The sequence below is a fragment of the Sphingopyxis sp. GW821-FHT12C06 genome (assembly GCF_058807415.1).
In genome coordinates this window covers 62485-83704 of the sequence record NZ_JBXAQR010000003.1, presented here as the reverse complement: position 1 = coordinate 83704, position 21220 = coordinate 62485, and the positions used below count along the sequence as shown (strand labels likewise).

18 protein-coding genes are annotated in these 21220 nt (G+C 64.3%); 2 read left to right on the top strand and 16 right to left on the bottom strand.

The window, feature by feature from the left end:
• The first annotated feature begins 1 nt into the window (after position 1).
• The gene (locus tag AC1RRJ_RS09575; RefSeq protein WP_493121981.1) at positions 2–793 is read left to right on the top strand and encodes a Rossmann-fold NAD(P)-binding domain-containing protein; all 792 of its coding nucleotides are present in this window, start codon (positions 2–4) and stop codon (positions 791–793) included.
• Here the strand turns inward: AC1RRJ_RS09575 and AC1RRJ_RS09570 are convergent.
• From AC1RRJ_RS09570 to AC1RRJ_RS09495, 16 genes are all read right to left on the bottom strand, one after another.
• Positions 790–1962 carry a DUF445 domain-containing protein gene (locus AC1RRJ_RS09570; RefSeq protein ID WP_493123026.1) on the bottom strand — a complete coding sequence of 391 codons (1173 nt, stop codon included), beginning with the start codon at positions 1960–1962 and terminating at the stop codon, positions 790–792. The genes AC1RRJ_RS09575 and AC1RRJ_RS09570 overlap by 4 nt on opposite strands.
• A gap of 190 nt (positions 1963–2152) precedes the next feature.
• Positions 2153–5569: an efflux RND transporter permease subunit gene (locus tag AC1RRJ_RS09565; RefSeq protein ID WP_493121979.1), complete on the bottom strand. Its 3417-nt coding sequence runs from the start codon at positions 5567–5569 to the stop codon at positions 2153–2155.
• Between the two features lie 58 nt (positions 5570–5627).
• Complete coding sequence (locus tag AC1RRJ_RS09560) at positions 5628–6833, bottom strand: efflux RND transporter periplasmic adaptor subunit (RefSeq protein ID WP_493121977.1); 1206 nt, start codon at positions 6831–6833, stop codon at positions 5628–5630.
• A gap of 293 nt (positions 6834–7126) precedes the next feature.
• Positions 7127–7396, bottom strand: coding sequence for a GlsB/YeaQ/YmgE family stress response membrane protein (locus AC1RRJ_RS09555; protein ID WP_088474148.1), 270 nt, complete (start codon positions 7394–7396; stop codon positions 7127–7129).
• Between the two features lie 121 nt (positions 7397–7517).
• The gene (locus AC1RRJ_RS09550; protein WP_493121975.1) at positions 7518–7781 is read right to left on the bottom strand and encodes a GlsB/YeaQ/YmgE family stress response membrane protein; all 264 of its coding nucleotides are present in this window, start codon (positions 7779–7781) and stop codon (positions 7518–7520) included.
• 1014 nt (positions 7782–8795) lie between these two features.
• Positions 8796–9968, bottom strand: a complete 1173-nt coding sequence (locus AC1RRJ_RS09545; RefSeq protein ID WP_493121973.1) for a DUF2853 family protein — start codon at positions 9966–9968, stop codon at positions 8796–8798.
• 156 nt (positions 9969–10124) lie between these two features.
• Positions 10125–11114 carry a quinolinate synthase NadA gene (gene nadA, locus AC1RRJ_RS09540; protein ID WP_493121971.1) on the bottom strand — a complete coding sequence of 330 codons (990 nt, stop codon included), beginning with the start codon at positions 11112–11114 and terminating at the stop codon, positions 10125–10127.
• A gap of 68 nt (positions 11115–11182) precedes the next feature.
• Positions 11183–11896: an adenylate cyclase gene (locus tag AC1RRJ_RS09535; RefSeq protein WP_493121969.1), complete on the bottom strand. Its 714-nt coding sequence runs from the start codon at positions 11894–11896 to the stop codon at positions 11183–11185.
• Positions 11897–11965: 69 nt separating this feature from the next.
• Complete coding sequence (locus tag AC1RRJ_RS09530; protein WP_493121968.1) at positions 11966–12595, bottom strand: DUF4230 domain-containing protein; 630 nt, start codon at positions 12593–12595, stop codon at positions 11966–11968.
• Positions 12592–13392 (bottom strand): hypothetical protein, encoded by an 801-nt coding sequence (locus AC1RRJ_RS09525; RefSeq protein WP_493121966.1) that lies wholly within the window; start codon positions 13390–13392, stop codon positions 12592–12594. Before AC1RRJ_RS09525 ends, AC1RRJ_RS09530 begins: the two co-directional genes overlap by 4 nt.
• Positions 13393–14319: an MBL fold metallo-hydrolase gene (locus AC1RRJ_RS09520; protein ID WP_493121964.1), complete on the bottom strand. Its 927-nt coding sequence runs from the start codon at positions 14317–14319 to the stop codon at positions 13393–13395. It abuts the gene before it with no gap.
• A 149-nt stretch (positions 14320–14468) separates the two neighbouring features.
• Positions 14469–16157, bottom strand: coding sequence for a M56 family metallopeptidase (locus tag AC1RRJ_RS09515; RefSeq protein WP_493121962.1), 1689 nt, complete (start codon positions 16155–16157; stop codon positions 14469–14471).
• Positions 16154–16522, bottom strand: a complete 369-nt coding sequence (locus tag AC1RRJ_RS09510; protein ID WP_493121960.1) for a BlaI/MecI/CopY family transcriptional regulator — start codon at positions 16520–16522, stop codon at positions 16154–16156. Before AC1RRJ_RS09510 ends, AC1RRJ_RS09515 begins: the two co-directional genes overlap by 4 nt.
• A gap of 416 nt (positions 16523–16938) precedes the next feature.
• Complete coding sequence (grxD, locus tag AC1RRJ_RS09505; protein WP_493121958.1) at positions 16939–17280, bottom strand: Grx4 family monothiol glutaredoxin; 342 nt, start codon at positions 17278–17280, stop codon at positions 16939–16941.
• 55 nt (positions 17281–17335) lie between these two features.
• The gene (locus tag AC1RRJ_RS09500) at positions 17336–17569 is read right to left on the bottom strand and encodes a BolA/IbaG family iron-sulfur metabolism protein (protein WP_493121956.1); all 234 of its coding nucleotides are present in this window, start codon (positions 17567–17569) and stop codon (positions 17336–17338) included.
• Between the two features lie 12 nt (positions 17570–17581).
• Positions 17582–17908: a DUF1476 domain-containing protein gene (locus tag AC1RRJ_RS09495; RefSeq protein ID WP_088474184.1), complete on the bottom strand. Its 327-nt coding sequence runs from the start codon at positions 17906–17908 to the stop codon at positions 17582–17584.
• Positions 17909–18118: 210 nt separating this feature from the next.
• Between AC1RRJ_RS09495 and AC1RRJ_RS09490 the strand changes: the two genes are divergently transcribed.
• Positions 18119–21220, top strand: a complete 3102-nt coding sequence (locus AC1RRJ_RS09490; protein WP_493121954.1) for a CHAT domain-containing protein — start codon at positions 18119–18121, stop codon at positions 21218–21220.

The window sequence follows — 21220 nt, the reverse complement described above, 5'->3', positions numbered from 1 at the left end:
CATGGGACAGATACTGATTTTCGGGCTCGGCTATGCCGCGGGCCATCTGGCGAACCGCCTCGCCGCGCGCGGGTGGAATGTGGCCGGGACGACGCGCGCGGGCGGCGGCGACAGCATCGCCTTTGCCGATGAGGCGGCGGTGCTCGCCGCGCTGCGCCCGGCGACACATATATTGTCGTCGGTTCCCCCGTCCGACGGCGTCGATCCGGTACTCGCCCGCTATGGCGAAGCGATCGCCCTGGCGAATGCCCAATGGGTCGGCTACCTCTCCTCGACCGGGGTCTATGGCGATGCCGGCGGCGCATGGGTCGACGAAAGCGCACCGGTCACCGGGCGGCGACCCGACCGGAACGCGGCCGATGCGGCGTGGCAGCAATTGCGCAGCGATGTGTCGGTCTTTCGCCTGCCGGGCATCTATGGCCCCGGCCGCTCGATGCTCAATCGCATCGAAGAAGGCCGCGCGCATCGCATCGCCCTGCCCGATCAGGTCTTCAGCCGCGTCCATGTCGACGATCTCGCGAGCGGCGTCATCGCTTCCTTCGCGGGCCCGGCCGGGGTCTATAACCTCGCCGACGATGAACCCTGCCACCAGAACCGGTTGATCGAATGGGGATGCGCAATGCTCGACGCACCGTTGCCGCCGCTACAAGCGCTCGCGGAGGCCGGCCTGTCGCCTGCCGCGCTTGCCTTCTACGCCGAAAACCGCCGTATCGCGAATGGACGGGCGAAGCGGCTTCTCGCCTGGACGCCGCGCTTCCTGACCTACCGTGAGGGGCTTGCCGCCTGCCGCTAGATCAGCACGTCGACCGTGTGGATCAACACTCCAACCAACCCGCCGACCAGCGTGCCGTTGATGCGGATATATTGCAGATCGTCGCCAACGGCGTTTTCCAGCCGGTCGGTGATCGTCTTGGCATCCCAGCCACGGATCGTGTCCGACACCAGCTTGAGCGCGGTTTCGCCATAGCTGTCGACGACCCCGACGACCGCGCGGCGCGCATAGCGGTTAAGCGTGCGCTTGATCGCGGCATCTTCACCCAGCATCGCCCCGAACTGGGTGACGAGTTCGCCGATCCGCCCGGCAAGCATGGTTTCGGGATCGCGCGCGGCCTTGAGCAAAGCGCTGCGTCCCTGTTCCCACAGGCCGTCGAGCCAGCGTTTGACCGCCTTGTTCTCGAGCAGTTCGTCGCGGACCTTTGCGACCTTGGCCTTCACCTCGGGATCATGCTGAAGGTCGAGCGCCATTTTGGCGAGCCCTTCCTCGACACGAATGCGCAAGGGATGCGTTTCGTCGACCGCCATTTCGCTGAGCAGCCTGGAGAGCCCCGCGACGATGCGGTTCGAGATGCTTTCGTCGAGCCCGGTGAAGCGCACGATCGCATTGCTGTTGTCATGCACCATCTGGTGGATCAGATTTTCGTTGAGTTCGAGCGTCTTCGAACCCCATTTAACCATCGCATCGAGCAAGGGCTGATGCCGCCCCTCGGCGAGTGCAGCCTGCAACGCCTGACCGAGCAGCGGCGCAACGTCGAGTTCGCGCAGCCGGTCGGCGATCGCCGATTTGACGATACCGCCAAGTCGTTGCTGGTCGAGCGCGCCGAGCCCGTCGGCGATGATCCGCGACGCGCCGAGCCGCAACCGCCCGCCGCCTTCGCCCGGTTCGGACAGGAACTTGCCGACCGCGCCGGCGACGTCGACCGTCTGCATTTTGCGCGCGATCAGGCGCGGCAGCAGGAAATTGGTGAGCAGGAAGCGCGCGAGCGTGTCGCCGATGCGGTTCTTGTTGCGCGGGACGATCGCGGTGTGCGGGATCGGAATGCCCATCGGGTGGCGAAACAGCGCGGTCACCGCGAACCAGTCGGCGAGCCCGCCGACCATCGCCGCCTCGGCAAAGGCGCGGACGAAACCCACCGCGGGGTGGACGTTCTGAAAATATCTCGCGCCGAGAAAGACCAGCGCCATGACGACGAGCAGGCCCGTCGCGACGACGCGGATGTTGAGCCCGCCCGTTGGAACGGCGACGCCGAACCCCGGCGGGTGCGACAGTTCTACGGCGGACGATGCGCTATCGGTCATGGGCAACCAATGGCGAAGGGCGGGAAAGGTTGCAACCGGCGCGGCGCGCGACCCCGCAAAGGGTCGCGGCCGGTCCTCATTCCGCGGGCTGCGGCGCGGGTTCGCCGTGCGGTTTTGTATCGTCGCCCTTCTTGTAGGTGAGCAGATTGCTCGAGAAGAAGCGACCCAGGCGCTTTTCGATGCTGTCGGCCAGACTGAAGCCCGCCGGAACGATCAGCAGCGTCAGCAGCGTCGACAGGATCAGGCCGCCGATCACGACGACCCCCATCGGCGCGCGCCACGCGCCGTCACCCGACAGCGAAAGCGCGGTCGGCACCATGCCCGCAACCATCGCCACCGTGGTCATGACGATCGGCTGCGCGCGCTTGCGTCCCGCATCAAGCAATGCCTCGCGCTTGGCGACGCCATGGTCCATTTCCTCGATCGCGAAATCGACGAGCAGGATCGAGTTTTTGGCGACGATGCCGAGCAGCATAAGGAGCCCGATATAGACAGGCATGGAAACCTCCATGCCGGTGACCCACAGCCCCAGAAGACCGCCGAGCGGCGCCAGCAACAGCGACGACATGTTGACCAGCGGCGACAGGAAGCGGCGATAGAGCAGCACCAGCGTCGAGAAGACGAGCAACAGGCCTGATACCACCGCAATGGCGAAATTCACCGCCAGTTCGGCCTGCCACTTCTGGTCGCCCTGGATGACCTTGCGGATCCCCTGCGGCATATTCTTGACTGCGGGCAGCGCATCGATCTTCTTTTGCGCCTCACCTGTCACCAGCCCCGGGGCGAGGTCGGCGCCGATCACGATGCGCCGCGTCTGGTTATAGCGGCGCAGTTCCGTCGGACCGGCGCCAAAACCGATTTCCGCGACCGACTTCAGCGGCACGGTGGTCCCGCGCGACGTCGGCACCGGCAGATTTTCGATCGTCGCAAGGCTGCGCCGCGAATCTTCGGACAAGAGAACGCGGATCGGAATCTGGCGATCGGACAGCGAGAATTTGGCCGCATTCTGGTCGATATCGCCCAGCGTCGCGATACGGATCGTCTGACTGAGCGCCGCAGTGGTCACGCCGAGTTCGGCGGCGAGGTCCATACGCGGATTGACGATGATCTCGGGACGCGGAATATCGCCCTCGATCCGGACCCCGCGAACTTCCTTCAGCTTGCTCATTTCGCCGACGACCGTCGTCGCATGCTTTTCGAGCGCGACCGGGTCGTCGCCGCCAATGACCATCGTAATGTCGCGGCCCGAAAAGCCGCCCGATTGGCTCTGGAACGACACGCGCGCATCGGGAATGGCCGCGAGCTTTGGTTGCAGGCTGCGCTCCCATTCAACGCTGCTCATCGGACGCTCTTTCTTGAGTGTCAGAAAGGCATTTCCGTTGCCGACATTGACGTCGTAGAAAGCGGTTTCCACCACCGGATCGGCGTCAAGAATCGCCTCGATCTGCCGGACGATCTCCTCGCTTTGCGCCAGCGTCGTCCCCGGCGGCAGCTCATATTTCACTTGGCTATAGTCGCTGTTCATCGTCGGCTGGAATTGCTGCGGCAGCGTCCAGAACAAAATCAGACTAATGCCGAACGCGACACCGCCGATACCGACGATCCATACGCGATGGTCGAACAATCGCGCCCACGCGCGCTGGACCATGAACGTGGCCCAGCCGGTAAACGCCCATTGCCGCATGCCGATCAGCCACGCCAGCGCACCAAGCAGGATGGAGAGAAGGCTTGCGGCCAGAAAGGCAAAAATGGCGGTGAAAGGAACCTGCAGAAGGAAATACAGCGCCGTGTTGGGGGCATCCTGCCCCGACGGGACCGGCTGAAAATAGGCATAGATGGCATAGAGGACATAAAGGACCGCCAGCCCAAACGGCACCACGAAATAGGCAAGCCGGGTCGGCTCTTCGTCATAGCGCGCGCGCACTGCCTTGTGCTTCGAACTATCGAGCGTCCAGCTCAGCACGCGCTCATAGCGGTCGATCCACGGCCCGCCGGCATGATCCTGTTCGCCCTGCGCCGACAGGAAATAGGCCGCGATCATCGGCGTGATCATGCGCGCAACCGCGAGGCTCATCAGCACCGCAAAGACGACGGTCATGCCGAACTGGATGAAGAATTGGCCCGAGATGCCGGGCATCAAGGCAACGGGCAGGAAGACCGCGACGATCGACATCGTCGTCGCGACGACGGCGAGGCCGATTTCATCGGCGGCGTCGATCGACGCCTGATAGGCGGTCTTGCCCATTCGCATATGTCTGACGATGTTCTCGATTTCCACGATCGCATCGTCAACGAGCACCCCCGCCACCAGACTGAGCGCGAGCAGCGACAGGCTGTTCAGCGAAAAGCCCATCATGTCCATGAACCAGAAGGTCGGGATCGCCGACAGCGGGATCGCCATCGCGCTGATCAGCGTTGCACGCCAGTCGCGCAGGAACAGGAAGACGACGACGACCGCGAGCACCGCGCCCTCGACCATCGCGAGCATCGAACTGCGATATTGTTCCTTGGTATAATCAGTGCGCGTAAAAAGGACCTTGAATTCGATCTTCGGATTGTTCTTCTTGATCTCCTCCAGCTTTTTCATCGCCTCGTCATGGACGGTGACGTCCGACGCGCCCTTCGCCTTTTCGATCGAGAAGGACAGCACCTGCCGCCCCTTGATCATCGCGAGGTTGCGCTGTTCGGCATAGCCGTCGGAAACCTTGGCGACATCGGCGAGGCGGATGGTGCGGCCATTGCCGACAGATATGCGCGTTTCGCCGAGTTGGAAGGCATTTTGGGCATTGCCGAGAACGCGCACTGCCTGTTCGGATCCGGCGATTTCGGTTCGCCCGCCCGCCGCATTCACATTTGTCTGGCGCAGTTGCTGGTTCACCTGGCTGGCGGTCAGGCCATAGCTTTGCATACGCGCGGGATCGAGGATGACGCGAATTTCACGGCTGACCCCGCCCGACCGGCTGACCTTGGCCATGCCGGGAACCGACAGCAATTCCTTGGCGACCGTATTGTCGACGAACCACGACAGCTGTTCCAGCGTCATGTCGGCGGTTTCGACGGCAAAAAAAGTGATCGGTCCACCCGCAATATCGACGCGCACGACCTGCGGTTCCAGAATTCCCTCGGGCAGGTCGCTGCGAATCTGCGAGATCGCCTGATTGACGTCGTTATAGGCACGATCGATAGGCGTTCCGATCGCGAACTGGACGAAAGTGCGGCTGTTGCCTTCGCTGACATAGGACGACATTTCATCGACGCCGCTGACGCCGCGCACCGCTGCCTCGACCCGCTGGGTGACCTGCGTCTCCAGCTCGGTCGGCGCGGCGCCGGGCTGCACGACGACGACCTGCACCGCCGGGAATTCGACATCCGGCTGGTCGTTCACGTCCATGCGGTTGAAGCTGACGAGGCCCGCCAGCAACAACAGGACGAACACCACGATCGGCGGGACCGGGTTGCGGATGCTCCAGGCGGAGATGTTACGAAAGTTCATGATTCAAACGCCCTTGTCCGCGTGCGATCTATACGCGTGCGATCCGAATATCGGCCGATTATTGCGACGATTTCTGTACCACCGGCTTCACCTTGTCGCCGACGTTGAGGAAGGCGCCGGCAAGCACCACAACCCGTTCAGTCCCGGTCAGCCCCGAAGCGATCGCCACGCCGTCGTCGGTGATCGTGCCGACCTTGACCGGCCGGCGCTGAATGGTGTTCTTACTGTCGACGATCAGCACGAAATTTCCCCCAGGCGCGCTCTGTACTGCGCTTTCGGGAAGCAGCGGTGCTTCGGCCGAACCCGAGACGAGCCGTGCGTCGGCGAAACCGCCGGGACGCATCGCCGGGCTATAGGGAACCGCAATTCGCACCAGCCCCTGCCGCGTTTCAGGGTTGATAACCGGCGACTGCTGCCACACCTGGCCCGCGATCTGCAGGTTGGAGCCGACCGGCGTTACGGTAGCGCGGGTACCGACCGGTACGCGCGGCAGATCGGCTTCGGCCATCTGCGCGAGCATTTCCATTTCGCCGCCCTTTGCCATGCGGAACAGCACACCGCTGCCCGCACCGACAATCTGGCCGGGCTCGACAGCGCGCGTCAGCACGAGGCCTGCCGCCGGGGCGACGATGTTGAGCCGGTTGTTGCGTGCCTGTGCCTCGGCATATTGAGCCTGCGCGACGCGGACGCGCGCATTGGCGGCATCGCGGGTCGCGCGCTTGCGATCCATGTCGGCCTTTGAGATAAAGCCGCGCGAAACCAGCGCCTCTGCACGTGTGAGTTCGGCCTGTGCGAGGCTGGCGTCGGCCTGTGCGACACGGATCGACGCCGCGAGGCTGGCCGCCTGCTGTGCCTGCACCGAACGGTCGATGACGGCCAGCGTCTGGCCGGCGCCGACCCATTGGCCCGGCTCGACAAGGACGCTGACGACCTGCCCGCCTTCGCCGGCAACGCCGACAGGCATCTCGCGCCGCGCCGCGATGGCGCCGTTGGCCGAGATCACCGCCTGGACCGACTGGCGACCGGGAACGACGACCGTGACATTGGGAATGCTGGCCGCGCCTTCGCCGCCTGCCGCCGCGCTGTCGGCGGCTCCGCCCTTGATCGACGTGAAGGCATACCATGTTGCCGCCAGCGCGAGCGCGATCAGCACCAGCGCAACGATCAACCGCGTGCGCTTGCGACGGCTGTCCGCCTCGTCATAATAATCCTGAGCCGAGCCCGCCAAGCTGTCCATCACATCCACTTTCCGCTCGTAGTTCACGCCGAATTCCTCATCTGCCGTTCGCGGCAGCCGGCCCGACAATCGCAACGCAGCGATCCCCCCAGCCCGCATGACAGGACCGATTATCCCGTTGAAGGTGTATTATCCAATTAAGCCACCGCTTGCAAGAGGCGAAACATCGCCGCCCCGCCCGCCCGCGCCGGCGACCTGATACGGAAGTCGCGCCGTGATTTCCAGTGCTTACATATATGTAAAAAGGGCGGCTCGCCCCGTGGCGGCCGCCCTTCATGGCCAGGCTTGTTCAGATCGCCCTGGCGATCGGCGCAGGGCGCCTAGCGGACGCGGCCGCGGCGCACCAGATTGACGATGCCGAGCAGGATCACGGCGCCGATAAACGCAGTGAGCAAGGTCATCGGGTCAAAGGCATTGCCACGCAAATGGCCGCCGCCGAGCACGCCCTGCAACAGGAAACGGCCAAGGATCGACCCGATACAGCCGACGACGATGTTCAGGAAAATGCCTTGCTGCGCATCGGTTTTCATCACGATACTGGCCAGCCAGCCGATGATGCCGCCCATTACGATTGCGATAATCCAAGTCATATAATGACCCCCTACGATCGATAGTGCCGCCTGTGTTCACAGGCATGCCATTGGTAACGCAAATATTTGAATTCACCTAGCAGAATGGCGGCGGCGCGAAGCCCGCGCCGCCGCCGCCCGCTCAGCGCACGCTGCCGCGCCGCACGAGGTTGATAATCCCCAGCAGCACCACCGCGCCGATGAACGCCCACAGCAAGCCGACCGGGCTGAAGGTGTCGAGGCTGGCGCCCATCCCGAAGAAGCCGCCGAGGAAATTGCCAAGGAAAGCGCCGACGATACCAACGACGACGTTCAGGAGAATTCCCTGCTGCGCATCGGTCCGCATGACGATACTCGCCAGCCAGCCGATGACGCCGCCGACGATCAAGGTGATAATGAGGCCCATGGTCTCTCCCTTTCTGAACCGGTCGGGCGAGCGCCCGGTAGCCGGACATGTGCAGGCGCCTGATCGCGCCTGAACATCGTTTCAACGATAAGGGAATAATCGCAGGGAAAGCGAAAAGTTCCCGGCCGCTCCCGAAGGACGCGGCCGGGGAAGTGAGATCGGTTCCCGGTCAAGGAACCAGTCTGGGTCGCGATTGCACGACTAGACGGACCGGTTGGACCGGGGTGTGATGTTCGTCACAGGGCTGGAAATATATGGCGGCGGGGTCCCGCGATACCGACGGACCAAATGGTCGCGCGGCCCGAAATATGCCTGCCCCCGCGGAACAGGCATGCGCGGCGCACAAACGAAATGGGGGTCGGCATCGCTGCCAACCCCCACTATCCGGTGCTGTTCCGGGCGTTGCCACCCCGCCTCATCCCGGCCCGCTTTTCTTGCGATCAGCGGTCCGCAAAACGAAGTGTTGCGGCACGATCCGGAACAATCCGGCGACGGTTTGGTCGGCCCCCTTTCGGGGGCCGGCCGCACCTGGAAAGCCCTTCATCATCTCTTCTTGCGTCTGCCGAAGCATTCGCGGCCCAAGCGATGGACTGCATTTCCTGTACCCGATCGGGTCCGCGTCAACTCGTGGGAATCGCTGCGTTCCGTGATCAGGCTATCGATCGATTTCCTCGTCAATCCGACCGTTCTCTTCTGGCTGGTCTTGCAACCACCCTTGATGTCCCAGCGGTCCGACGTCTCTGTCGTCCGATGATTGAAAGCTGACATGAAGCGAACCGGCGGCCAAGCGAAAAGCGGCGCAAAACAGCTTTCGACCCCTCGCGCTTGTGGATAAGTCCGGCATTAGCAACATGCCTGTGCTGCGCAGCATTTTTGTAACAGCAGCGCAATATTTCGGGACTCGTTTCCACAGGTTGCCAAGACGACTCAGCCGGGCGACTCGGCCCTCGTGCAGAACAAAAGCGGGGCCCGCAGGCCCCGCTCCCCCCTTTGACTTGTAACGGCCGGCGATGGTCAGTCGACCACCACCACCTCGACGCGGCGTGATTCGGCGTTGTTCGCCCCCGCGCCCGTCGTGTCGGCGGGTTTGGCCAGCACAACCTTGTCCGCCGCGATCCCAAGCTTCTCGAGCGCCGCCTTGACCGCCTGCGCCCGGGTCTTCGACAGCTCGGCGTTCGCAGCCGCATTGCCGGTCGGATCGTTGAACCCCGAAACCGCCAGCGTCGCGGCCGGATTGCCGGCGATATAAGCCTTCACCGCGGTCGCCGCGACCGTCAGATCATTGTGCACCGCCGATTTCCCGACATCGAAATAGACCGTCAGCGTCGGCTTGCCCTGCCGGTCGGCGGCAACGACGCCCGCGCCCGCGGGGACTGCGGCAACCGGCGCTGCCGTAGCCGTAGCGTCACCGGGCGCTCCAGTGGCAGCGGCGGGATCGACGGGAGCGCCGACAACGGCGGCATCGCTTGCAACCGGCGCCGCTACCTCCTGCTTCGAGCAATGGCGCAGCCCGAAGAAGATCAGCGCCAGCAACAGCAAGCCGAGCAGCAGCCAGGGGAGCCAGCCCATGCCGCCGCCGGATTTTTCATCTTCGCCGCTCGAATAGGCGGCCTGCGGAGCAGCCGAAGCCGGCGGCGGGGCCGCTGGTGCTGTCGGTGCGGGTGCCGCCACTGCCGGCGCAGGAGTGACCGCCGCCGCAGCCGATGTCGCCGCAGCGCCCGCTGCTGCCGCTCCGCCAAGCCCTGCCGCCGCAAGGGGTACAGCCGAAGCCGCGTCGTCGTCACCCGTCCTCGCGTCGCCATCGGAACCGCCAAAGGAACCCAAGGCCGCTGCAGCTCCGGCAGCTCCGGCAGCCGCGCCCGCGACACCGCCGAATATGTTGAGCAGACCAAAATGCTGCGCGAGAAGATAATAGACGGTGACGCGGTTCTTGGTCCGGTCCGCCTTCATTTGCGTCCCGACATCGGCGATCGCGGCATCGAGCGTCGCATCGTCGTGGGTCAGCCCGAGTTTCTTTTTGAGGAAGTTTTCGCGAACCCGGTCGGTTTCCTTTTTGTCGCTGAAGGAAACGAGCGAGGAATCGCGGTTTCGCAGCGCTATCCCGAGATATTTGACGATCTTGTCGACCACCGCTTCATCAGCGTTCGCGACATATTTCCTGACGTCCGCCAGCCAATCTTCTGCCATGCGATCATGCTCCTTCACGGGACGCAAAATTTCGCCGTTCGGCGCTCGCACAGAAGGCGAGACTCGCGCCTTAGATGTCGGAACCTATGGTCTTTTTCGCAGAAGGCAATCACCAACGGTCGGCGGCCCGCTTTCGCACCGCCGACCGCCACGCGACTATCGCTGGCCGAGGTCGCCCTTGCCGATCGTCCCCGACGCCATTTCGAGCATCCGGTCGAGACTCTTGCGCGCGCCCAAGCGCAGTTCCTCGTCCATCTCGATCCGCGGCGACAGGTCACGCAGCGCGATGTACAGCTTTTCCATCGTATTGAGCGCCATATAGGGGCAGATGTTGCAGTTGCAGTTGCCGTCGGCCCCGGGCGCGCCGATGAAATTCTTCTCGGGGATCGCCAGCTCCATCTGGTGGATGATGTGCGGTTCGGTCGCGACGATCAGCGTGTCGCCCTCGAACGTCTTGGCGAATTGCAATATGCCGCTGGTCGACCCGACATAATCGGCATGGTCGACGATGTACGGCGGGCACTCGGGGTGCGCCGCGACGGGCGCGCCGGGATGCTGCGCCTTGAGCTTCAACAGCTCGGTTTCGCTGAACGCCTCGTGGACAATGCACACACCGGGCCACAGCAGCATATCGCGCCCGAACTTGCGGTTCATATAGCCGCCAAGGTGGCGGTCGGGGCCGAAGATGATCTTCTGCTCGGGCGGGATCTGGCTGATGATCGTCTCGGCGCTCGACGAGGTGACGATGATGTCGCTGAGCGCCTTCACCGCCGCCGAACAGTTGATGTAGGTCAGCGCGATATGGTCGGGGTGCGCTTCGCGGAAGCGTTTGAACTGTTCGGGCGGGCAGCTGTCTTCAAGGCTGCAACCGGCGTCCATGTCGGGCAGAATGACGATCTTTTCGGGCGACAAGATCTTTGCCGTTTCGGCCATGAACTTCACGCCGCAAAAGGCAATGACATCCGCATCGGTATCCGCCGCCTTGCGCGACAGCTCGAGGCTGTCGCCGACGAAGTCGGCGAGATCCTGAATCTCGGGTTTTTGGTAATAATGCGCCAGGATAACGGCGTTGCGTTCCTTGCGCAGCCGGTCGATTTCGGCGCGCAGGTCGAGGCCCGAAAGATTCTCGCGAATGGGAGCAGTCATGGCTTGTCCTTATATGGCTTGTGCCCGACGTCCCCCTACACCGCGTCCGCCGACAGGGCAACGCGGCGTCAACTGCCAGCGAGCCTTTCGGCCAGTGCGATAACGGGCGGCGTCATCGAGAGAAAATAGATGGTGGCGCGGTCCGCCACGACAATGGCAGCGACGCTTTTTGTCGCCGGATGTACCCGCCCAAGCGTGCGCCGATCGTGGAGCGCGATGATGCCAACGACGACGAGTTGGCAGAAGGCAACGGGCAGGTCGGACCAGCCGATCATGAACGGCATCGGCAATATCCGCCCAAGCGCAGGTTCGAGGATGATCACCGTCGCCCCGATCATCACCCGTCGGTGCCAGTCGGTCGTGCGCCGGAGGCTGATTGCCCAACCGACCATGGCGATGAACACCACCGCCTCGACAACGCACAGGACGAGAAAATAGGGCGGCGTAAAAAAGGGCGGAAAACGATGCAGCATCAACGAGGCGACGCCGGTGAAAATCGCAAGCCCGGCAATGACGAGCGCGAGCCCGGCGCCTATTCGCCCGAGACGGCGATGGAGTGCCAGATGGTCGCGCAACACCAGCGTTGGCTGAACAATCAGCAGTGCGAGCCAGGCCAGCATCAAGACGCCATGCAAATGCACCCACCAGGGCGCCTTTGCCGGATCGACGAAACCACGCAGCGCAAATTGCAGGAAACCAAAAACAATGAAGATGGCGAGGCCGATCGCCATTCGCTGCCAGAAACGCTCGGCGCGCGGCGCGCCTGCCGACATCGTCGCCATGCCATTTCCCCCATTGGCCGGACCCGCGGGAATATCTAGCGTAACGACGACAGCGCGAATAGCTCCGATTTAGTTGGCGAAACGCGCCGTCACCTTGGCATCGATCCCCGCGGCCTTCAGCGGCATCGCGAAACTCTGCTCGACCGCAGTGCGCGCGGCACCCTGCGCGAGGCGCATCGGGGTCGCCCCCTTCGCCTGCTTGATCAGTTCGTCCTGCGCCGCCTTGCGGTTGGCGGCATCGAGCGTCTGTTCGGCGTCGGTCAGCGTCAACAGGATCGCGCCGTCGCGAAACTCGCTGATCGCGTCGATGTCGATTTCGGGGCCCGCAAGGCGCAACGGCGGCAGGGTGACGGTCAGCGCATTGGTGGCCGCATCCCAGTCGAGGTCCGATTGCTTGAGCTTGCCGAGGTCGACCTCGTACCGCACGGTCCCCGGCATGATCAGTGTCTTTTTCGCACTCAGCCCCATCCGGCTCTGCGTCGAGGTCACCACCGCGACATAGCGCGCTGTGAAGGGTACGAGGATATTCTGTTCCTGAAGCCCCTGCAGGCTCGCCGCAACGACGGTTTCAGGATCATAGCCCTTTTGCCAGTCGCGCCATGCCGAGACGACCCACCATGCCGCGAGCAACATCACCAGCGCCGCCGCCAGCAGGATCAGGCGCGAGACGATGCGCGAAGAGGATGAGGTTGAGGTCATGGCGTCGTATAGCTCGAACAATCGGGCGCCGCACGGTCCATTTCATAGCGCGACGTCGCGGGGTCATAGTGGAGAATCCGCGAATAGCTGCACTCGGGATCGGTCCATTGGGCCAGATCGCTCTTCTTCAGCTTGTGACCGCTATTGTCCTCGGTACGCCGCGACGTCTGCGGATAGGCGGTCGCGATGCTGCGATAGGTGAGCGACGGCAATTTGCCGCCGTCATCGGGAGCGGCCGTCAGGGTCGCCTTGAAACCATAATCGTCGTGGCAGGCGCCGAGGCGATCCTCCATATCCTTTTCCGAGAAACAGGCACGGATCAGCAGCGAACTGTCCCACTCGATATCGAGCACCTCGTCGCCGAGCGCGATCGCATGGGGCGCGGTGCCGAGACGCAACAGATGAAGCCGCCCGCCCGAGCCCCCGCCGCCGGAATACATCGTCCGCACTTCTTCGATCACGCCGACGAGATATTCGGGCGACAGAGGCGCGTCATCCTCGCCGTTGCGCGGGACGGCGATCAGGTTCGGCCAAAGGCTTAGCGCCTGCCCGTCCGAACCATAGGCCAAGGCGAGCGAGATCTTCCCGGCATCGCCTGACGTCGGCGAGGAAACAAGCAACTGATACGGACCATCGTTATCGCTCCCGGGCAGTTCAAGACAAAGGCTGCGGTCGGGCAAACACTGTGCATCACCCTCGCCCGCCACCAGAGTGACGATGGCGGAGTCGGAGGCGGCGACAGATACGGCCTTGTCCGCCGCGGGCTGGGCAGCGGCAATCAAAAGCGCCCAGAGCATTCAGGCGAGTTCCCATTCTTCATCACGCGCCCGCACCATCCCGCGTGTCCGGAGATCGAGCAGGTGCGCGAGCACCGATCGGCCCGCAGCGCCGGTCAGACGCGGATCCAGGCCTTTGTACATATGCCCCACCATCACGGGGATCACAGTGGGGCCCTTTTCCAGTTCGCGCAAAATTTGCCGCTCGCGCTGCCGACGGTGACCCAGCATACTGCGCACAAGCTGTTGGGGCCTGGTCACCGCACGGCCGTGCGCGGGATAATAGATGCGGTCCTCGCGATCATAGAGTTTCGCGAGGCTCGCCATATAGGCCGCCATGTCGCCATCAGGCGGGCTGACGACGCTGGTCGACCAGGCCATGACATGGTCGCCGGTGAACAATGCGCCGCTTTCGATCAGCGCGAAGCAGAGATGGTTCGACGTATGCCCCGGGGTCGCTACCGCCTCGAGCGTCCAGCCGTCGCCCGATATGCGGTCGCCGTCGGCGAGCACGCGGTCGGGCGCATAATCCGGGTCGAACGCCGAATCGGCGCGCGGGCCATCGTCGCGAAGCGCGAGCGGAGCGCAGCCGATGATCGGCGCGCCGGTGGCGGCTTTCAGCGGCGCTGCGGCGGGACTGTGGTCACGGTGGGTGTGGGTGCACAGAATCGCAGCAATACGCTGCCCTTCGGTCGCGCGCAGGATCGCCTCGACATGCCCCTCCCCATTGGCGTCGCCCGGGTCGCCCACGCTCATCCCCGATCCGGTCGGGCCGGGGTCGATCACCGCGACATCGGTTCCCGCCCCTACGATCCAGGTCTGGGTGCCGGTGAAAGTATAGGGGGACGGGTTGGGCGCGAGGACACGGCGCACCAGCGGCTCATGCTGTTCGCAATCGCCGGCGCGGATTGTGTCGGGCCAGGGTTTTTCTTCGCTCACATCATCCATGTGGCATCGCGGGCCCCAAAGGAAAAGGGCTGGAACGAGAAAAGGGAACGGACATGCCGCTCCCTTCCCCACCCCGGTCGCCGACCTCGAAAGGGACTTCGGGCCGGTGACACAATATTTTCAAGGCATGATCGTCGGGCGCGCGGCCCTTAGCTGCCGATGCGTTCCAGATCAGCGATCGCGCGCTCCATATCGGCGATGGCCCTGGCGCGGTCTGCGGCCGATATGGCGCGCGCTGCATCGCTCCTCGCAAAGTCGTCACGCGCCTCTTTCAACGCCACAATCTGGGTCGCGGTGATCCCGGCCACATCGCCACAGCCGGCGATCGCGACACGGCTGCGCTTGTTGCCATTGCGATTTTCGATATTGACGGTCGACCGCGACTTTTGCTTCGCACCGCAGTTGACCACAGCGATCGCCTTGTCGTCGAACGCCGCCCAGACCGATGGCAGAACCGGCCGAACGGGAGGGATCGGCGGGATCCGCGGGATTGCAACGCGAAAGCGCGCCTGATGCCTGGCGTCCAGCTGATCGGCGATCCGGTTGGCGCGATCGCCGGTAACACCCTGCTCCTTCAGCGTCGCGAGAATCTCGGCGCGCGACAGGTTACCGGGCACGCGAACATCGACCTGCCGCGCTGCCGAGGCGGTGTCGTCATCATCATCGACTTCGGTCCGCACCACAGTACGGGTTACTTCGCGGCGGGTTTCACCTTTCTCCGCGACGGGTTCGCCATCGTCGTGCGACGTGAAGAGCATCGCAGAATGCGTGTCTTCGGCCACCTCCGGGGCAACGGGCGCTTCGGGAGGCGCCGGTGCGGCAACAGGGACGGGTGGCGCTGGCGGTGCCGGCGGCGCGATCAGGTCGCCCGACTCGACGCTCGCATTCGCAATACCGGCGGGAACCAGCGTCGCCGTCGTCGCCAGCACCGCGAGCGTCGCGCTGCCCACGAGCAGCCGGCCAACGAGACCGCGCTGTTTCGAAACATCCTGCCGCATCAGCATTGTCAGCCGCTCCTGCAGATTGTCGTGGACCGCCATCGGCGCCGCGAGCGACAGCCGCGAACCCACTGCAGATTTGGCGATGGCGGTCGCGTAGCGCGCCGTCCGTATTTCGCGCGGGCCGGTGTCGGCCATCGTCAGCACCCGCGCATCGCACGCGGCCTCCTGATCGAAACGAAAGGCGCGGATCGCGCGCCAGGCGAAGGGATTGAACCATTGCGCGGCGAGCAGCAGCAACGCTGCCGCATTGGCCCACAAATCGCCGTGGCGGTGGTGCGCCAGTTCATGGTCGATCGCCAGTGCACGCTCGTCGGCAACGTAGCGCGCGAAGAAATCGTGCGGCACCGCGACATAGCGGCGCAGCAAGCCAAAAGCGACCGGGCCATCGACCGCATCGGTCATCACCAGCCGGATCGTACCGATCGGCTCAAGCTTCACCGCTTCGCCAAGAACGGTCCGCAAAAAGCGCCGGTGCGACAGCATCGCCGCGACGAGGACGGTCGCGAGACCGACGGCCCAGACGGCAAACAGGATCGGCAGCAAGTCGGCGGACGTCCAGAGCGGCGCAGCGGCGGGCGCAGCGGCCATCGCATCGACCGGGATCAGATAGGCCGCATCCGACGGTTGCAGCGCGGCCGCAGTTTCAACGATGACGGGGTCGCCGAAGGGCAGTGGCGGAAGCGCCAGCCGCAGTGCGGGCACAAGCCACAACGCATAGGCGAGCCGCGGGCCGAAATGGCGGGCAAAGGGCTTGCGGATCAGCAGCACCAGCAGGACGAGTGCGGCGGTGGTGACAAGCGTGTCGGCCCACGCCTGAAGCAGCATCGCGATGCTCATGACTTGAGCTTCCTCAGCAGCGCCTCAATCTCGGCGATATCGGTGTCGGACAGCGCCTCGCGCTGCGCGAGATGAGCGATCAGCGGGCTGACCCGGCCGCCGAACAGCCGGTCGACGAAGCGCTGCGATTCATCGCCCACCGCTTCGGCGCGATCGACCGCCGGACGATAGAGAAAGCGGCGGCCATCGGCCTCTGCCCTCACCGCGCCCTTCTGGACCAGCCGGGCGAGCAACGTCTTGACCGTCGCCTGCGTCCAGCCATTGAGCTTGCCGATGCGGCCCGTCAGCTCGGCGGCGGTCTGCGGCGCATCCTCCCACAGGGCCGACAGTACCTGCATCTCTGAATCGCTTGCTCGCTCGGCCATTGCGGAACCCCTCCCTTTGGCGTCTCCATCTACATCGACTACAGATGTAGTCAATAGCCTGAATGCGACATGAATGGGGCGGCGTCGGATTTCTTTACAGAGCCGGGGAGCGTTAGGAAGATGCTAACCATAGAGGGAGGCCAAAACCGGTGAGCCCGGCAATTTGGCACGACAATTGAATAGTATGGAATGTTCCCGAGTGTTCCGCTCAATGGAGCGGCGGGGGGTGTCGGTCTGGTCCCTGACACCCCCGGCCCCCACCCGGGAAATCTTCACTTACCCCCGATGCAAACGGGGGGCGAGCGGCCGAAAGGCCCCGCCCCCCGGATGCTCTTCCCTTGCAGCGCCGCACCACGAAAAACGCCGCCCCCGCGCAGGCAGGGACGGCGTCGATCGGCGCGATTGCGCGGCTGTGCTTATTCGGCGCGGGGCGGGAGGTCGCTGACCGCAGTGTGAAGCTCGCCCGCTTCCCACATTTCCATCATGATGTCAGACCCGCCGACAAATTCGCCCTTCACATAAAGCTGGGGGATCGTCGGCCAGTCGGAAAATTCCTTGATGCCCTGGCGGATTTCCATGTCCTGCAGCACATCGACGGTTTCATATTCGACGCCAAGGCGGTCGAGCATCGCGATCGCTCGCGACGAAAAGCCGCACTGCGGGAAAAGCGGCGTGCCCTTCATGAACAGCAGCACGGGATGGTCAGCGACCAGCTTCGCAATACGGTCGCCAACGGCGTCGGGGGTGGCTTCGGTCATCGTCGTATCTCCGGTCGGGCGCGAACAAGGCGCGCCGCAAATTAAGTCATGGCCCCTATGAGGGGATGGCCGTGGTCAATTGCAAGGCATGAAGTTCGCCGCCCATGCGCCCACCCAGTGCGGCATAGACTGCCTTGTGCTGGGCGACGCGGCTCATCCCGCTGAAGGCGGCACTGACGACATGCGCGGCATAATGGTCGTTGTCCCCCGCAAGGTCGGTTATCGACACCTCCGCATCGGGGAAGGCCGCGACGATCATCGCCCGCAAGTCCGATTCGCGCATTCCCATTGGTGCGCTCCCTTAGCTCTGGCTGTCCATGAACTGGCGCCGTGCCTCGACCGCCTTTTCACCCAGCGCTTCGCGGATCTCGGCGTCGCTGATCTCGACCTGCGCCGCGGTCAGGTCGCCCGCGAGCTTGCGGATCACATCCTCGTCGCCGGCTTCCTCGAAATCGGCCTGCACCACCGCCTTGGCATAGGCGTCGGTTTCCTCGGGCGTCAGGCCCATGCGTTCGGCCGCCCATTCACCGACCAGCCGGTTGCGGCGTGCGGTAATCCGGAACTGCACCTCCTGGTCGCGTGCGAATTTCGCTTCGAATGCCCGTTCGCGATCGTCGAATTGCGTCATCATGTCCTCATTCGGATTAAAAAATGTCCCAGTGCAGATAGGTCGCGCACCACCTCGGCGCAAGCCGCCTGTGAGGCAGATCACTTCCCTTTTTATTCCGAAGGGTTTAGTGTCTTTCGCAGGGAATGGGTCGCATCGCAGCAATGAAGACTGCGCCTTGCCAAAGGAATGGCACGGTGCCTCTGCGCGTGTGTTTGGGGGATTTGCGTAATGACCGCTCGACGTCCGTATCAATTGCCGATTCTGGCGGCGTTGTGCCTGACAGCACCCCAGATTGCGCTGGCACAGGGCAGCGACCCCACGCTTCAGGACAGTTTTTCGATCGGCGACCAGGGCGGATCGCTCTGCGAGGTACAGGCGACCGTGCGCGACAGCGTGGTCAAGGGCATGTTCGACCGCGCCTGGATGATCCTGTGCCGCGATGCGAGCCAGCCGATCGGCTATGTCCGCATGCTGCGCGCCAGCCCCGCCGAGGCGCGCACGCGGATCGAGCAGGCCCGCGCCGGCAGCATCAACTGCACCGCCGAAGACGCCTGCACCGTCAGGAATAGCCCGATCGCTTGGAAGACGCGGATCGAAACCGACGGCGACATCGCCTATACGGTCGAAGGCTTCGCCGCCTATGACGACGCGTTGAACCTCGCGCTTGAATCAGTGCGCCAACGCAAGGTCGTCCCGGGCGTGATCAAGGTCGCGACGACATCGATCGGCGGCAATGACGGCTTTGCCCGGACCCTCGCCGGCGCGATCGACGTCGACAAGGCGCTGGCCGAGGGATATCGCCGCAACCACAGCGGCGACTATGCCGAGGCGGCCGAATTTTTCGAAGCGCTATCGCGCCGCACCCTCGACGAACAGGCCGCCGCCGATCTCGACCCCAGCGAATTTACGCTCAACCGCGCGTTGCAGAAATCGAACCTTGGCGAGTTCGCCGAGGCCGCGCGGCTGTTCGCCGAAGTTGAGGCTTCGCCGACGAACGACCCCGTCCAGCTGCGCCTGCGCCGCAATTTTCGCGCGATCGACGCGCTGAACCAGCGCGACTATGACGGCGCCGCAGCCCTGCTTCAGGCGCCGATCCGGGCGATGAGCGGCGGAGTTTCGGTCGAAGGCAGCGCGGTCACCCTGTCCCCCGACATTGCCTCTGCGGTCAACAGCGCCAACGACAGCGGCATGGTTCGTCAGGGATCGGGCCGCGAGCGCCTGTCCCCCGCCGAACGCGCGCAGATCATCGACGCACAGGCGGGCCACTTGCTCGGCACCGTCGAACGGCTGCGCGGGAACCCGCGCGCCGCCAAGGCGGCGCAACTCAAGGGATTGTCCGACGCCATCGCCGTTCGCGAAGGCCGCGTGACGTCGATCATCCGCCTGCGCTCGCAAATGCTGGGCGAACTCGCGCTCACCGAAGAGGCGCTGGGCGACAATGGTGCCGCCGACGCGCGTTTTCGCGAATCGGTCAATGCGCTGGCGGTCGAATATCCCGAAACCAATGCCCTCGCCTCTGCCCGCGCGCGCTATGCCGCCTTCCTGACCCGGCACGGGCAGGACGACAAGGCGCTGGGCATTTACCGCGAAGTCGTCACCGCGCTGGCGCAATCGCAGCGTTCGACGACCGGCATGGCCAATATGATGGGCCCCTATTACCGCCTGCTCGCGGACCGTGCCGCCAGCGATCCGGGCGCGGTCAGCGATTTCTTCGTCGCCAGCCAGTTGCAGGTTCGCCCCGGCGTTGCCGACACACAGGCAATCCTCGCGCGCGAATTGTCGAGCGGCAGCGGCGAAGGCGCGCGGCTGTTCCGTCAGGCGACAACCCTCAATCGCGACATCGAGCGCGCGCGGATCGAGGATTCACGGCTGGCGCAACTGCCCGCGTCGCCCGAAATCAACGCGCTGCGCGCCAATGTGAAGACCCAGCTCGACAATCTGTCCTTTCAACAAGCCGAAACCGTCGTCGCGCTCTCGGCCTTTCCGCAATATCGCGTTGTCGCATCGGGCAAGCTCGACCTTGCCGAGCTCCAGGCGGCTTTGCATGCCGATGAAGCCTATCTGAAAATGCTCGTTGTCGGCGACGCCGTCTATGCGATGCTGATCGCGCCCGACAAGGCACAGCTTTGGAAGTCGGACATCAGCGCCGCCGGGCTCGAGACCTCGGTCGACAGCATCCGGTCGACCATTTCGATGGTCGAGAATGGCCGCCGGGTCACCTACCCCTTCGACGCGGCGGGTGCCTACAAGCTTTACGGCCAGTTGTTCGGCCCCGCCGCCGCGCAATTGCCGGCGGTTCCGCATCTGATCTTCGAGCCCGATGGCGCAATGCTGCGGCTGCCGATCAACCTGCTCGTCACCGCCGATACCGGCCTCGCCGACTATGCAAAGCGGGTTCTCGACCCCGACGCCGATCCGTTCGACATGCGCCAGATCGCGTGGCTCGGGCGGACCTCCCGGCCGAGCACCGCAGTGTCCGCCCTCGGTTTCCGCAATGCGCGGCAGGCGGCGCCATCGCGCGGCAAACAGCAGTATCTGGGCCTGGGCCAAAATCTGCCGGTCACCGGACCGCTCCCTTCGCTCGGCATTCGCGGCGCGGCGACTGGCGGCGTCGATGGCACCTGCCAATGGGACCTCGCACAATGGAGCCGGCCGATCTCCGCCGACGAACTCGTCACCGCATCGAGCACGATGGGCCGCGATGCCGCAACATTGCTGACCGGTGGGGCCTTCACCGACACGGCGGTCAAAAACCGCACCGACCTTGATGATTATCGCATCATCCATTTCGCCACACATGGTCTGGTCACCGCACCGCGCCCGTCGTGCCCGGCACGCCCGGCCTTGATCACCTCGTTCGGCGACAAGGATTCGGACGGACTTTTGACCTTCCAGGAAATCTTCGACCTCAAGATCGATGCAGATCTCGTCATCCTCTCGGCCTGCGACACCGCCGGCGCCGCGTCTGTTGCGGCGACCCGCGAAGCGGGCGTCGCCAGCGGCGGTGGCAATGCCCTCGACGGGCTGGTCCGCAGCTTCATCGGTGCAGGCGGACGGTCGGTGATCGCCAGCCATTGGCCGGCGCCCGATGATTTCAACGCCACCAAGCGGCTGATCGGCGGCCTGTTCGCGGCAAAGCCGGGCGAAAGCGTCGCCGACGCACTATGGGCGACGCAGGTGACGCTGATGGACGACGCGCAAACCTCGCATCCCTATTATTGGGCGGGTTTTGCAATCATCGGCGACGGCGGCCAGGCGCTGCTCGGCAACAACAGCGTCACCGCAAAGGCTCCGTCGCCTGGAGAGACAGCCGGCCGCGCGGCCCGCTGA